11 protein-coding genes and 1 riboswitch are annotated in these 14686 nt (G+C 71.9%); of the genes, 4 read left to right on the plus strand and 7 right to left on the minus strand.

Annotated features, from left to right (window positions below; translation table 11 throughout):
- The first annotated feature begins 4 nt into the window (after positions 1-4).
- Both BN6_RS24780 and BN6_RS24785 read left to right on the plus strand, forming a co-directional pair.
- Entirely contained in the window at positions 5-1177 is a 1173-nt protein-coding gene (locus BN6_RS24780) for a PEP/pyruvate-binding domain-containing protein (RefSeq protein WP_197540183.1), read from the plus strand.
- A 67-nt stretch (positions 1178-1244) separates the two neighbouring features.
- Positions 1245-1847 (plus strand): histidine phosphatase family protein, encoded by a 603-nt coding sequence (locus BN6_RS24785; protein ID WP_015102500.1) that lies wholly within the window; start codon positions 1245-1247, stop codon positions 1845-1847.
- Positions 1848-1911: 64 nt separating this feature from the next.
- On the opposite strand, the gene BN6_RS24790 is transcribed toward BN6_RS24785, so the two are convergent.
- The 7 genes from BN6_RS24790 to BN6_RS24820 form a co-directional block, all read right to left on the minus strand.
- Entirely contained in the window at positions 1912-2469 is a 558-nt protein-coding gene (locus tag BN6_RS24790; protein WP_197540184.1) for an EF-hand domain-containing protein, read from the minus strand.
- 101 nt (positions 2470-2570) lie between these two features.
- Positions 2571-4883 carry a molybdopterin-dependent oxidoreductase gene (locus tag BN6_RS24795; RefSeq protein ID WP_015102502.1) on the minus strand — a complete coding sequence of 771 codons (2313 nt, stop codon included), beginning with the start codon at positions 4881-4883 and terminating at the stop codon, positions 2571-2573.
- A 127-nt stretch (positions 4884-5010) separates the two neighbouring features.
- Positions 5011-5910 (minus strand): sterol desaturase family protein, encoded by a 900-nt coding sequence (locus tag BN6_RS24800; protein WP_015102503.1) that lies wholly within the window; start codon positions 5908-5910, stop codon positions 5011-5013.
- 92 nt (positions 5911-6002) lie between these two features.
- Positions 6003-6776 (minus strand): AraC family transcriptional regulator, encoded by a 774-nt coding sequence (locus BN6_RS24805; protein WP_015102504.1) that lies wholly within the window; start codon positions 6774-6776, stop codon positions 6003-6005.
- 16 nt (positions 6777-6792) lie between these two features.
- Entirely contained in the window at positions 6793-8487 is a 1695-nt protein-coding gene (locus tag BN6_RS24810) for an ABC transporter ATP-binding protein (protein ID WP_231905428.1), read from the minus strand.
- Between the two features lie 5 nt (positions 8488-8492).
- Entirely contained in the window at positions 8493-10280 is a 1788-nt protein-coding gene (locus BN6_RS24815; RefSeq protein ID WP_015102506.1) for an ABC transporter ATP-binding protein, read from the minus strand.
- A gap of 29 nt (positions 10281-10309) precedes the next feature.
- A complete protein-coding gene (locus tag BN6_RS24820) occupies positions 10310-11425 on the minus strand; it encodes a serine hydrolase domain-containing protein (RefSeq protein WP_015102507.1) in 1116 nt (371 codons plus the stop codon).
- Positions 11426-11608: 183 nt separating this feature from the next.
- Between BN6_RS24820 and BN6_RS24825 the strand changes: the two genes are divergently transcribed.
- Both BN6_RS24825 and BN6_RS24830 read left to right on the plus strand, forming a co-directional pair.
- The gene (locus BN6_RS24825) at positions 11609-12268 is read left to right on the plus strand and encodes a TetR/AcrR family transcriptional regulator (RefSeq protein ID WP_015102508.1); all 660 of its coding nucleotides are present in this window, start codon (positions 11609-11611) and stop codon (positions 12266-12268) included.
- 354 nt (positions 12269-12622) lie between these two features.
- Positions 12623-12788, plus strand: a riboswitch (cobalamin riboswitch).
- 526 nt (positions 12789-13314) lie between these two features.
- Positions 13315-14685 carry a KamA family radical SAM protein gene (locus tag BN6_RS24830; protein WP_015102509.1) on the plus strand — a complete coding sequence of 457 codons (1371 nt, stop codon included), beginning with the start codon at positions 13315-13317 and terminating at the stop codon, positions 14683-14685.
- Position 14686: the final 1 nt, after the last annotated feature.

The raw sequence follows: 14686 nt of genomic DNA on the forward strand, positions 1-14686 counted from the left end.
GTTGATGAGCGGACGTGTGATGCTGACGAGACTGTCCGACGCGACTCGCTCGACCTGCGGCGGCAAGGCGGCAACGCTCGGCGTGCTGCTGCGCGGCGGCCTGCCGGTGCCCGATGGCTTCGTGGTCCCCGCCGGCGAACAGCGCACCGGCTCCGACGCCGGGCAGGCGCTCCGCGCGGCAGTCGCCCGTGAACTCGGACGGCTGGGCGATCCCGTGGTGGCAGTGCGCTCGTCTGCGGCGAACGAGGACACGGCGCACGCTTCTGCGGCGGGCCAGTACGAGAGCGTCATCGGCGTTCGAGGACCCGACGACGTGTGCGAGGCGATCGCGGTCTGCCGGGCGTCTGCCCGCGCCACGCGAGTGGCCGCCTACCGGGACCAGACCGGCGGCAGTACCTCGGCTGTGCACATGGCGGTTCTCGTGCAGCGCGTGATCGAGGCCGACGTGTCAGGCGTCATGTTCACGCCCGAGCAGCCCGGGGGTTCCACTCGCATCGAAGCGTCCTGGGGCCTGGGGGTCACCGTCGTGAGCGGAATCGTCACCCCCGACACCTACGAGGTCGCACCGGACGGGTCCATCGCGTGCACGATCGGCGGGAAGGAGACCCGCGTCGACCTGGGTCACGAGCGCTCCGGCGTCGTCACAAGCGTTGTCGCAGAGGGACAACAGGCCGCGCGAACCCTGGACGACGACACGACGACGCTCCTCGCGGGGTTGGGAAGCCGGATCGCCGCCGTGCTCGACGGGCCGCAGGACATCGAATGGGCCGTCGCGGGCGACAAGGTGTGGATCGTGCAATCGCGGCCGATCACAGCCTCACTGCCTGCGATCCCCCGTTCCGATGCGGTCATGCCCTCGTCGGCGTTGCGAGGAACGCCCGGTTCCCACGGGGTCGTCACCGCGACCGCGCGCATCGTGCGCGGCCCGTCGGACTTCCAGACCGTCCGCTCCGGCGAGGTGGTGGTCTGCCGGTACACCGACCCGGCGTGGACGCCGCTGTTCACCATCGCCTCCGGTGTCGTGACCGAGACGGGCGGTTCGCTATCGCATGCCGCGATCGTCGCCCGGGAGTACGGAATCCCCGCCGTGCTCCGCGTCGCGGACGCCACGACCCGCATCCGGAACGGTGACCGGATCGCCCTCGACGGAACAGCCGGAACCGTGACCGTCCTCTGACCCCGACCGCCACCCCGAGGAAGGAGACCGGGAGTCGTACTCGCCGTGCGCACTCCCGATGTGTCCTATGGCAACCAGGTACCTCTACATCGCCAGACACGGCGACGCCGACGCTTTCGGCAACCTCACCGACACCGGCCGAGAACAGGCCAGGCTGCTGGGCAAGCGCTTGGCGCACCTGCCCATCACCGCCGTCTGGCACTCACCACTGCCGCGAGCCGCCGACAGTGCGCAGCAGCTCACCATCTTCCTCAACGGAAACACACCCGTGGCCGAGGCCCCGGAACTCATCGACCACGTGCCCTACGTGCCGCCCGTCGAAGAGACGCCCCGACCGTGGATACCGTTCTTCGACGGCTACGAACCCGAGGAGGCCACCGCCGGGAACAAGATCGCCCAAGCGCTCACCGCGAGGTTCGCCACCGCGCCCGAAGGCGGCACGGACGTGCACGAGGTGCTCATCACGCACGCCTACCCCATCGCCTGGCTCATCCGCGACGCCCTCGACGCGCCGCCCGTGCGGTGGCTCAGCCTCAACAGCGCCAACACCGCGCTCACGGTCATCGAGTACCGACCCGGCATCCCGCCCGCCATCGCCATGGTCAACGACATGGGCCACCTCCGCCCCGACCTCCGCTGGACGGGCTTCCCCCCGACCGTGCGCCCCTGACCGTGCGTCCCTGACCGTACGTCCGCAACCGTGCGCCCCTGACCGAGCGTCGCGGCCTTGGCGGTCAGCCGGGGATCCTGCCGAACAGGTGGGTGGCGGGGGCGTCCGGGTCGTCGCCGTAGAAGAACTCGGCGAGCGCCCGGTGGAACTCGGCGCGGTCCAGCCCGCCGGAGCCGTCCTGGTCCAGCGCTTCGAAGACCGCGGCGGAGTCCTCAAGGGACACGTTGCCCGCCAGGCCGAAGATCTCCCCGAACTCCGCCTGGTCGACCCTGTTGTCGCCGTCGAGGTCGATCAGGTCGAAGTAGCAGTCGGCCACCGGCCCGACCTGCTGCGGGTACCGGGCGGGATCGGCCAGCGCCCGCTGGAACCCCTCGGTCATCTCGCGCAGGTCGACCTTCCCGTCACCGTCGGAGTCCATCGGCTCGATCACGCTGGCCCAGAAGGCGTCCAGCCCTTCGGTCAGCCGGTGGGCGGTCGCGGACCCCGACGCGGCACCACGGGCCGCGATGTAGCGCTCGCCCATCAACCGGACGTCCTGGCGGGTGATCACCCCGTCGCCGTCGACGTCCGCGCCCCTGAACCACTGGCGATACTTGAGATCTCGAACTCCAGTCACGGCCACGCCAGGTAGTCAACCGACACGTGGTGTCCAGCGGTGCCGCCAAGAGGGGGACTGGATCAGTCGTTCGGGTGGTGCCGACGCCGTCCACGTGGCGGTGCACGTCAGCTGGGCGGCACGAGCTTCGGTGGTGCGAAGGCGAGCACGTCGGGAAGGGTGCCTTCGTAGCGCTCGACATCGACCAGCGCGCTGAGGGCACTCGGTCCTTGGGACAGGCGCGAGCACGGCCGATCCGCCGTGAGGACGTTCGGGTTGCCGTGGCGGTCCAGCGTTCCGCTCGAACCGGGCTCGACCGGGTCCCACCACGCTCCCGTGGACAGTTGCACGACGCCCGGCATGAGGTCGTCCGACAGGACCGCGCCCGCGAGACAGCCACCTCGGTCGTTGAAGACGCGCACGATCATGCCGTCCGCGATGCCGCGCGACGCGGCGTCCGACGAGTTGATGGTCACCGGCTCACGACCACGGACCTTCGAACCGAGGCTGTGGCCGCCGTTGTCGTACTGGCTGTGCAGGCGGGTGGCGGGCTGGTTCGAGATGAGGTGCAGCGGGAACCGGTCCGACAGGTCGGCGCGCAGCCACTCCGCCGGTTCGAACCACTTCGGGTGGCCGGCGCAGTCGTCGTAGCCGAACGAGTCGATCTTTTCGGAGAAGATCTCGATCCGGCCCGACGGCGTCGCGAGCGGGAACTGCCTCGGGTCCGAGCGGAGGTCTTCGAAGCTGCCGGCATGCGGTCCGGTCGACGGCGGCAGCTCGGCGGTGGAACTCGCCCAGAAGTCGTCGAAGTCGGGCAGGGCGGCGGTGCCGAGCTTGGCCCTCGTCTGCTCGTAGAGGTGCCGCACCCAGTCGATCTCCGAGCGCGACTGCGTGAACTCCCGCTCGAACCCGAGGCGGGCGGCCAGGGCCGCGAAGATGTGGTGGTCGGTGCGGGACTCGCCCGCCGGCTCGCGGACCTTCGGCATCGCCACGAGGTGGGGGTCGGAGAACCCGGCGGCGAAGTCGTCGCGCTCCAGGCCGGTGGCGACGGGCAGGACGATGTCGGCGAACTTCGCCGTCGTGTTCCACCAGGCTTCGTGGACCACCACCGTGTCCGGGACCTGCCAGGCGCGGGCCAACCGGTGGAGGTCCTGGTGGTGGTGGAACGGGTTGCCCCCGCACCAGTAGATCAGGCGGAGTTCGGGCAGCGTGAGCCGCCGGCCGTCGTAGTCGATGACCTCGCCCGGGTGCAGCAGCGTGTCGGCGATCCGCGCGACGGGGATGAAGTCCGGGACCGGGTTGGGCACCTCCGGGACAGTCGCCACGAAGGCGCGGTCCCGGGCGACGCCCGTCGCGTCCATGGTCGCGTAACCCGCGCCCCAGCCGCCGCCGGGCCGGCCCATCGAGCCCGCCATCGCGGCCAGCACGACCGACATCCAGATCGGTTGTTCGCCGTGGTCCGCCCGCTGCACCGCGTAGTTGACCATGATGAGGGAGCGCCGGGACGTGAGGCGGCGGGCGAGGTCGGTGATCGCGTCGCGACCGATGCCCGTGATCCCCGCCGCCCAGGCGGCGTCCTTCGGGATGCCGTCGAGCTCGCCGACCAGGTAGGCGGCGAAGCGGTCGAACCCGACGCAGCACCGGCGGAGGAAGTCCTCGTCGTGCCACCCGTTGACCAGCATCGTGTGCGCGATGCCGAGCATCGCGGCGGTGTCGGTGTTGGGGACGACGGGCAGCCACTCGGCGTCGAGGAAGTCGGCGACGTCGCTGCGGATCGGGCTGAGGTTGACGAACCCGACCCCGGCCGCACGGCACCGGCGTTGCAGGTCCCGCGTCTGGTGCCGGGCCAGCCCGCCGGGGTTGACCTGGCTGTTCTTGAGGGCCAGTCCGCCGAACGCCACCACCAGCTCGCAGTTGTCGACTATCTCGTCCCACATCGGCATCCGGCTCTGGTAGCTCCACGGATGACCGCCGATCACGTGCGGGAGGATGACCTCCAACGCGGCGGTGCTGTAGGTGTTGCGGGAGTCGGTGTATCCCCCGTCCAACGCCAGGAACCGGTGGAGCTGCGCCTGCGCGTTGTGGAACCGGCCCGCACTCGCCCAACCGTAGGACCCGCCGAACACCGCGCTGTCCCCGTGCTGTGCACGAACTCTCCGCAGCTCGTCGCTCACCAGCGTGATCGCGTGGTCCCAACTCACCTCCACGAAGGCGTCCGCGCCTCGGGCCGCGCCGGGGACGCGCGGCTCGCCGTTGAGCCAGCCCTTGCGCACCGCGGGGCGCAACACGCGAGCGCTGTCCTCGGCGGCCGTCACCATCCCGGGGCCGATGGGCGATGGCGCGGGGTCGTCGTGCCTCGGCTCGATCCGCACCAACCGGCCGGAATCGACTACGGCGACGAAACTGCCCCAGTGCGTCGCGACCGACAGGCGTCGTTCCACCAGGTATCAACCCCACCTCTGAAGTGCCCGAAATCTCGGACAACGGTCGCGCTCCGCCAGCGGCGTGACACCCACGGTAGCCCCGACCGAGGGCGGGCAGAAGACGATGTGGCGGGGGCGGATCAGCTCACTGCCCGCTCCCGGACGGTGAGCGGGTGTCCGGGGGTTCGGCCGGGCAGGCGCCGGAGGCGCGGAAGGGCTCGGCGAGCTGGGCCAGGTAGGCGGTGGGGTAGTCGGGTTTGGCGGCCATGCCCAGGTGCTCGGAGGTGAAGCGCCGGGCCGGGTCGTGGGAGAAGGTGCCGAGCAGGTGGTCCCAGACCAGGGTGAACAGGCCGAAGTTGACGTCGCCGACGCCGGCCCACTTCAGGTGGTGGAAGCGGTGGCCCTCGTTGAGCGCGAGCACGTACTTCGCCGCGCCGACGCGGTAATCGGCGTTGGAGTGCTGTAGCAGCAGCTGGACGGCGACGGCGAGGGCCAGCGCGGAGGCGACGTCGACCGGCAGGCCGACGAGGATCAGCGGGGCGACGCCGGCGGCCATCTCCAGGGTCTGGTGCAGGGGGTGCTTCATCAGGCCGTTGAAGCCGTAGAAGCGCTTGACCGAGTGGTGGACGGCGTGGAAGCGCCACAGCGGGCCGATCTTGTGGCTGGCGTAGTGGACCAGGGTGATGCCCAGGTCGGCGACCAGGACCGCCGTCAGCACCTGCGGGACGAACGGCCAGGAGTGCGGCCACAGATCGGCGACGGTGACGGTGGCGGCCAGCACCGGGATGACACCCACGCTGATGAGCAGGAGCAGTTCGTTGACGCCGGCATGGGCGATGTCACGGCCGCCGTCTCCGTCCGGGCTGTTCCACGCCGCCTCGTACGGCAGGGCGCGTTCGGCGGCGAACGAGCAGCCGATGGCGGTCAGCAGCAGGCCGACCAGCCACAGCTTCGAGGCACCGGAGGCGACCAGGGCGATGGCGGCGCCGTTGACCCCCAGCAGCATGAACGGCACGTAGCCGTAGCGGACAACAGGTTTCAGCATGCGCATCAGCCTCGTGGCCGACGGCCCTTCCGGGCTTGGATGGATCCGCTGGGCCGCGCTGCCGGCCGTGCCGGGGCTGGAGCGGGCCGACGTCAGGCGGTGGGGCGTACCAGGTGGACCAGGCGGGAAGGGGCCAGGCCGAACATCTCGTGGCAGACGCGGGTCAGGTGGGAGCTGTCGGCGAAACCGGCACCGTGCGCGGCCTCGGTGAGCGTGGCACCGCCGCGCACCGCCTCGATCGCGTGCAGCAGGCGGGCCCAGCGCCGCCAGGCCGGGAACGGCAGCCGCAGGTGCTCGGCGAACAGGTGCCCCAGCCGGCCGGCCGACACCCCGACCCGCGCGGCGAGTTCGCCCAGCAGCAGCGGTCCGTCGATGAGCTGCGGGACCGCCTCCAGCGCGCGGGACAGCACGAGGGGCAATCCGCTCGTGTCGGCGGTCTGCCCGATCGAGGACAGCACTCCGGGCAGAGTCGGTGTGGCGACGGTCAGCGGACGGGCGGTGGTCAGCGGACGGGCGGCGATCTGCCAGGTGCTCACGCCGGCCGGGTCTCCGGCCGCGGCGATGCGGGCGGCGACGGCGCGCGCGGCCGGGTGGGCCGGATCGAGGTAGGCCAGCAGGCCGTGCGTGCCGGGCGCGGCTCGCAGCTCGTGCCGGGCACCGGCCGGGATGATCGCGGCCCCGGTCCGGAGCCGGTGGCCGTGCCGATCGGTCAGCACCACCTCGCCGTCGAGCACCAGCAGGACCTGCACCGCGGCGTGCGCGTGCGGCTCGGCCGACCCGATCGCGCCGGTGAAGGCGAGCAGCCCGGGGGCTGCCGTGGCCGTCCCCGTCCACCGCGCCGCCTGCGCCTGCTCGCCATGCGGCATTCCTGTCCCTCCCGCTTCACGTTGTCAGGGAAGCATTCCAGAAGTCGGCGTAGCGGCCGCCGCGGCGGAGGAGTTCGTCGTGCCGTCCCTCCTCCACGATCCGGCCGCCGTCGAGGAAGGCGATGCGGTCGGCGCGTTGGACCGTCCGCATCCGATGGGCGACCAGCACGACCGTCCGGCCGACCATCAGGCGTTCGATGCCCTCGTGGACGGCTCTCTCGTTCACCGGGTCCAGTGCGGAGGTCACTTCGTCCAGGAGCACGATCGGCGCGTCCTTCAGCAGCGCCCGCGCGATCGAGACGCGCTGGCGTTCACCTCCCGACAGCAGCGTGCCGCCCTCGCCGACGTGGGTCGCCCACCCGCCGGGCAGCCGCTCGATCACCTCGTCCAGCCGCGCGGCGCTCGCCACCGCGCGCAGCTCGGCCTCGGTGGCCTCGGGGCGGCCCAGCCGGACGTTGTCCTCGATCGTGCCGTCGAAGAGGTAGACGTCCTGGAAGACGATGGCGATCTGCCCCATCAAGCCCTCGGAGTCGATGGCGCGCACGTCCACGCCGCCTACGCGCACCGCGCCCGCGTCCACGTCGTGGAAGCGCGCGAGCAACTGCAGCAGCGTGGTCTTGCCCGCGCCCGAGGGGCCGACCACGGCGAGCCGCTGTCCTTCGGGCACGGACAACGACAGGTCGTGGAACACCGTGCGGTCGCCGTGCCGGAAGGTGACGGACTCCACCGCCAAGCCGTGCCCTGCGGGCTGGACCGGTTCCGGCGCTTCCGGCAGCGGCTCGGTGCGCAGGACCGCGTCGAGCCTGGCCAGTTCGGACCGCGCGGCGCGGAGCTTGCCGCCGATGTCGGCCAGCGACAGGACCGGATCGGCGCTGCGGGCGGCCAGCACCAGGATCGTCAGCACCTCCGCGACACCGATGCCCCCGCCGAGCGCGAGGTAGGCGCCCAGGACCAGCAGCACGGTGAACATCGCCTGCACGACGAGCGTCAAGCCGATCATGCCGGGCAGCACCGACAACACGGTACGGCGGGAGGCGCGCTGGAGTTCCCGCAGCGCGTCGTCGAGCAGCGCGAAGCGCTGGGCGCTGCGGCCGCCGGCGCGCAGGACCGGCTGGGCCTGGAGGAACTCGACGACCCGCCCGGTCGCCTCGGTGTCCCGGTCGTGGCGGTCGGCATCACCGGCGGCCGTCGAGCGGCCGGCCCGGAGCTGGATCACCGCCACGAGCGGCACGGCGACCAGCGCGGCCAGTCCCAGCCGCCAGTCGAAGGCGAGCATCACGCCGACGATCGTCACCGGGGTGACCAGGGCGGAGAGGTAGGGCCCCAGCAGGTGCGCGATCACGCCCACCGTGTCCAGCACGCCCTGACCGGCCAGCACGGACACCTCCCCGACCCGGCCGGTGCTGTACCAGCCGAGGGGCAGCCGGGCCAGGTGATCGCCGAGTCGGTGGTACATGCCGCGCAGCAGCGAGATCCCGGCGCGGAAGCCGAACAGGTCGCTGACGTAGCGCAACACCGCGTAGATCACGACCGCGCCGCCGAACAGGGCCAGCCAGGGCAGCGCGTCCGCGGGGGTGCCGCCGAACAGGTTTGCCAGCACGGGGACCAGCAGGGCGTAGGACAAACCCTCGACCACGGCGGTCGTCGTCATCAAGGCCACGGTGCGACGCACCGGCCGGGCGTGCTCATGGCCCAGGACGTGCAGCAGCATGCGGATCACCGGTACTCCTCGGATTTCAGGAAGGCGGCGAACTTCCCGTTCGCGGCCAAGAGGTCGGCGGGCCTGCCCTGCTCGACGATCGACCCGTTGTCCAGCACCACGACCGTGTCGGCGTCGGCGACCGTCTCCGGGCGGTGGGCGATGACCAGGATGGTGCGCTCGCCCGCCAGCGCCGCCAGCGCCCGCCGGACCGCCTGCTCGGTCTGCGGGTCGGCGAACGCGGTCGCCTCGTCCAGCACCAGGACGGGTGTGGCGGCGAGCAGGGCGCGGGCGAGCGCGATCCGCTGCGCCTCGCCACCCGACAGCCCGGCTTCCTGCCCGAGCACCGTGTCGTAACCGCGTGGCAGGTGAAGGATTCGATCATGGATGTTCGCCGTCCGGGCCGCGCGGACCACGGCGCCGAAATCCGCGTGTGGCACGGCAAGCGCGATGTTGTCCGCGACCGAGGCGCGGAGCAGTCGAACGTCCTGGAAGACGAAGGAGACCAGCCGGTAGAGGTCGTGGCCGGCCAGCTCGCGCAGATCGACGCCGCCGAGGGTGACCGAACCCCGGGTCGGGTCGAAGAAGCGTGGCAACAACCGGACCAATGTGGACTTGCCGCTGCCCGAGGGCCCGACGACCGCGGTGACCGTGCCCGGTTCGAGCACCAGGTCGATCCCGCGCAGCACCTCGTGACCGGCTTCGTAGCCGAAGTGGACGTCACGCAGTTCCACCCGGTGGCCCTGCGGCGTGATCGGGTGCGCGGGCTGCGGCAGCGGTGCCACCTCCAGCACGTCCCGGATCCGGCCGATCGCGCGCTTGGCGGTCCGCAGGTCGTCGAAGCTGTGGGCGATCAGGGCCGTCACCGGAGCGGTCAGGCCCAGTCCCAGCAGCAGGAAGGGCAGCAGGTCGGCCGGGGGCAGGCCGCCGGTCGTGATCAGGGCGGTGCCGCCGATCAGGATGACCAGCAGCACGAACGGCGGTGACAGCACGAGCTGCATCCCGGCGGCGATCACCGAGAGGCCGCGCACGAAACGGGAGTAGATGCCCACGAAAGCGTCGGTGGCCGTGCGGAACCCGCGGTGGGCGCGCCCGGAACCACCGAACGCCTTGACCACCGAGATGCCCTGCACGAACTCGACCACGGAATCGGCGATCTGCCCCATGGCCGCGTCGAACCGCTGCTCCTCGCGCAGCCGGGTCGGGGTCGTCATCAGCGGGATGTGCGCCAGGGCCAGCACCACCGGGATCAGCGTGATCAACGTCAGCCGCCAGTCGATCGTGAACAGGTAGACCAGCGAGAACAGGGGCACCACGAACGCGGCGACGAGCTCGCCGGGGGCGTGGGCGATGAACGGGTGCACGGCGCTGACGTCCTCGCCCACCACCTTGGCCAGCTCACCGGTCCGCCGCCGGGAGAACCAGCCGATCGGCACGCGCCCCAGCCGCGCGGCGAGGTGCCGGCGCAGGGCCAGCTGCACCCGGCCGTCGAGGAGGTGCCCGATCGCGGACGACGCGGCCGTGAACAGCAGTCGGACCAGCAGGCCGACCGCACCGGCGATCGTGACGAACCAGACGTGGCCGTGATCGATCGGGCCGGGTGCCAGCAGGCCGCGCCCCAGTTCGACCACCGCCAGCAGCGGCACCAGGCCCGCGACGGCACCGATCACCTGGGAGATGACGACGGCGGCGAAGCTCCACCGGTACGGGCGCAGCAGCCCGGCCGTGGACTGTCCCGCCGCGTCATCGGTGTCCGGCACGGGTGGGGACGGTTCTCTCGTCGGCGCGACGTCGGTCGTGGTCATCGCTGTCCTGCCTTCGTTGGCGGGCGCGGTCATCCGGACATCGCCGTGGCGTACAGGGCCGCGAGGGCTCCGTCGATGGGGTGGGGCTGGGGCCTGCCCGTGGGGTCGAGCCTGTTCCACCTCTGCATGTTCACCGCGACCGACAGCTGCCGTTCGCCGTCGGCGGTGGTCAGGGACAGCGCTCCGGCACCCCAGGCGGTGCCGCCGTGTCCCCAGGCGGTGCCGCCGGGGACCTCCACCGGGTACAGGCCCAGCCCGTAGTCGATGATCTTGCTCTCCTGGGAGACGACGCGGACCGTGCGCCGCATCTCCGCCAGCGACGACGGGCTGACGATCTGCCCGGCGAACAGCAGGCGGTAGAACCGGTTGAGGTCCGAGACGGTCGAGATCAGTGAAGCCGCCACTCCCACGTAGGACATGTCGAACTCGCTGAAGTCGCGCGGCGGATCGATCATGCCGAACCAGGACTCGTAGCTCTGCGACTGCGGCCCGCTGAACCGCGGTCCATCGGGGAACCCGGTGTCCCGCAGCCCCGCGCGCTCGATGACGTTGTGGGTGATGCACTCCTCCGCCGCGGTACCGGTTACCTGCTCCAGAAGCCGGCCCAAGAGCAGGTAGTTGGTGTTGGAGTACAGCCCCGGGGTGCCACCCGGTGGGCCGAAGGCGGGTGCGGCGACTCCCAGCCCGATCAGCTCGACGGGGTCGAACCGGGTGTGCCGGTGGTCGTCCAGGCTGTGCGGCGTGGTGTCGGCCAGGGCCGGGAACGGCTTGAGCGAGGGGTAGGCGTAGGGCAGGTACTCGGCGAAGCCGCTGGTGTGGTTGATCAGCATCCGGACCGTGACCGCGTCACCGCGCGGCCCGGGAACCAGCTCCGGGAGGTAGCGGCCGATCGGCGCGTCGAGCCCGATCCGACCGCTTTCCACCTGGTGTAGCACAGCGGCGGCGGTGAAGGTCTTGGTGATGCTGCCGACGCGGTGCCGCAGGTCGGCGGTGACCGGGCGGCCGGTGCCGAGGTCGGCGACGCCGGCGGCGCCGCGCCAGACCTGGTCGCCTTCGCGCACCTCGGCGAACAGGCCCGGCATCCCGGCGCGGTGGACGTCGTCGAGGGCCTCGGTCAGCTTCCCGGGGTCCAGCGGTTTCCTCACGGCATCCGTCCTCTCGTAGTCCCCGGGTGCGCCGCACGTCGGCCGCAGACCCGGTTCACCAGGGCGTGAGCGGCCCGCCGGCCGACTGCCGCCGGGCCGCTCGCGACCCCCGCCGCCATTATGCACGCGGTGCGTGCAACACCGAGTGCATAGGTTAGGCTGAGCCTCGGTGGAAGGGGTGGGATGACGGGCCGAAGGCGCTGGTCGACCGAGGAGATCCTGGACGCGGCGGCGGATCTGCTGAGCACCGGCGACGCCGAGTCGTTCAGCGTGCGCAAGCTGGCCGCGGTGCTCGGCACCGACTCCTCCAGCCTCTACCGGCACTTCCGCAGCAAGACCGAACTGCTGCGCGCGGTCGCCGACCGGGTCCTGCTGGCCGCCATCGACGGCTACCGCCCCGAAGGCGACTGGAAGCAGCGCGTCATCACCCTGGCCCTGCGCGTGCGGGAGGCCTTCGGCCGGCACCCGCAGCTCGCGACGATCTGGGGGCGCTACGCCTCCGGCGGCACCGGTTCCCGCATGGCGCTGGAAGAGGTGTTGCAGGCGCTGCGCGCGTCAGGACTGCCCGACGAGGAGATCCCGGCGCACTACCACCGGATCGCGGTCCTCATCGCCGCCCTGATCTCCGCCGACGCCGGCATCAGGACCCTCACCCCCGAGGAGTACGACCAGGGCATGGAGCTGTTCCGCGTCTCGGTGCTCGGCGCCGACCCCGAGCGCTTCCCCGCGCTGGCCCACTTCGGCCGCGACATCCGCCCCCTCGGGGTCGACCGCCGCGCCGTGTTCGAAGACGTCCTCACCGTCCACCTCGCCCACATCGAGGCCGCGATCCGCCCGCGCTAGCCGTTGCGGGCCGTGACGTTGGCGACGGCGCGGGGTGCGCCGGGTTTCGGTGGCCACCACCGGAAGCGGCGCGACGCCTCCGTCCGACCACGACGGAGGGCGACCGAGCGGCGGGCGTGACCTGTTGCCGGACAGGCGATCGCGACCGCGCCGGTTCCCGTCCAGGCCGCAAGCGCTGTCGCACAACACCGTCGCGACGCGACAGCCGGAGGTGGCGACGGTCTCCGTGCCACCGAAACCCTCCTTGTGGGGCTTGTCCCGCGACCCCTCGATGTGCCGCGTGGCAGGCATGCGAAATCCCTATTCGCAAAGCCTCGATTCACGATTCCTTCCGGTCGACACGGTCGGACGTCCTAACTTATGGTGGACCGCGGTGCGGGGAAGCCGGTGGGAGTCCGGCGCGGTCCCGCCACTGCGACCGGCGAGCACGATCCGGCGCGGCCGACGAGGTCCGTCGGCACGGCCCGGGAGCCACGCGGATCCGGGAAGTCAGGACACCGGCCGCGGATGTCCGTGTAGTCCACGAGGATGGAGCCCGCACGCATGTCGGACCTGCCTTGCCACGCGTCCGGTCGACGCCGTCCCGGCGTGCCCTGGTAGCCGTTCCTCCTCGTTCCCGGCCCCCTGCGCGGCGGTCGGGTCACCACGTGCCGTGCCCACCCGGGGCCGCGGTGCCCGTCTTACGCGGAGCTTCCATGCCCAGGCCACCCGAACCGACCTGTCGCCCGCCCTGCCCGGCCGGGCCCGCTGCGGTCGGACGCCCCCGCCGGCAGCCCGGGGTGTCGGACCGCATCTGCGGCGTGGCGTGCGACCGCACCGCCGCCACGTCTTGATTGGGTCCGGCGGACTCGTCCGCGGCCCGACCGACAGGGCGGCACGGCCGCGCAGCCCGGTGTGACCGGTCCGTGCGGTCACGCGCAAGCGGGGTCGCCCGGTGTTCTCCCGATCCGACTCCCGGCACACTGCACCGCGCGCCTGTGCCGGACACCTGCGGACATCCGCAGTCACGGCGGCCCCCGGGCCGCCTCTTCCCGAGGGGACGAGCGATGCTTCTGGACGGCTTGGGCGTGGCGGTCGCCGAGAGCGGCCGGTTCACCGCCTACGGGCTGAGCCGCTTGCGGCAGACGGAGCTGTTCGCCCGGCTGCCGGCGGAGCGGCGCTTCGACATCGAGGTGGTGTCCCAGGTCTTGCCGTTCCGCGTCAACGACTTCGTGCTGCGCGAGCTGATCGACTGGGACGCCCCGCTGGAGGATCCCGTCTTCCGGCTCACCTTCCCGCACCGGGACATGCTGGCGCCCCGGGCGTTCGAGGCGATGGCCGCGCTCCTGCGGGCGGGTGCCCCGCGCGCCGAGACCGAGCGCCTCGCGCGCTCGCTGCGGGCCGGGCTGAACCCGCACCCCGCGGGGCAGCAGACGCTCAACGTCCCGGAGCTGGACGGGAACCCGCTGCCCGGGGTGCAGCACAAGTACGCCAACACCGTGCTGTTCTTCCCGTCGGCGGGCCAGACGTGCCACTCCTACTGCACGTTCTGCTTCCGGTGGCCGCAGTTCGTCGGTGCCGAGGACCGCTTCTCCGCGAAGGACAGCGCCGGGCTCGCGGCCTACCTGCGGGTGCACCCGGAGGTCTCGGACCTGCTCGTCACGGGCGGTGACCCGATGGTCATGCGCACCCACCGGCTGGCCGGGTACCTGGAGCCGCTGCTGGCCGACCCGGGGCTGGCGCACGTGCGCACCGTGCGGATCGGCACCAAGTCGCTGACCTTCTGGCCGCACCGCTACGTGCTGGACGAGGACGCGGACGACCTGCTCGCGCTGTTCCGGCGGATCGTGGACAGCGGGCGGCACGTGGCGCTGATGGCGCACGTCAACCACTGGCGCGAGATGGAGTCGCCGCTGTTCGCCGAAGCGGTCGCGCGGATCCGCGCGACGGGTGCGGTGATCCGCACCCAGGCCCCGCTGCTGGCCCACATCAACGACGACGCCGAGGTCTGGGCGACGCTGTGGGAGCGGCAGGTCAACCTGGGGATGGTCCCGTACTACATGTTCGTCGAGCGCGACACCGGGGCCGACCAGTACTTCCAGGTGCCGCTGGAGCGGGCCGCGCGGATCTACGCGGACGCGGTCCGCCGGGTCGGCGGGCTGGCGCGGACGGCGCGGGGCCCGAGCATGAGCTGCGGGCCGGGCAAGGTCGAGGTGCAGGGCGTCGCGGAGGTCCGCGGCGAGCGCGTCTTCGTCCTCCGGTTCCTGCAGGGACGGCGGGCCGACTGGGCGAACCGGCCGTTCTTCGCCGCCTACGACCCGTCGGCCACCTGGTTCGACCAGCTGCGGCCGGCGTTCGGCGAGCCGCGCTTCTTCTTCTCCGACGAGTACGACGCGATCACCGGGCGGACACCGCTGCCGCCGGAAGCCGGGGTGTGAC

This window comes from Saccharothrix espanaensis DSM 44229 (assembly GCF_000328705.1).
Taxonomy (GTDB): Bacteria; Actinomycetota; Actinomycetes; order Mycobacteriales; family Pseudonocardiaceae; genus Actinosynnema; species Actinosynnema espanaense.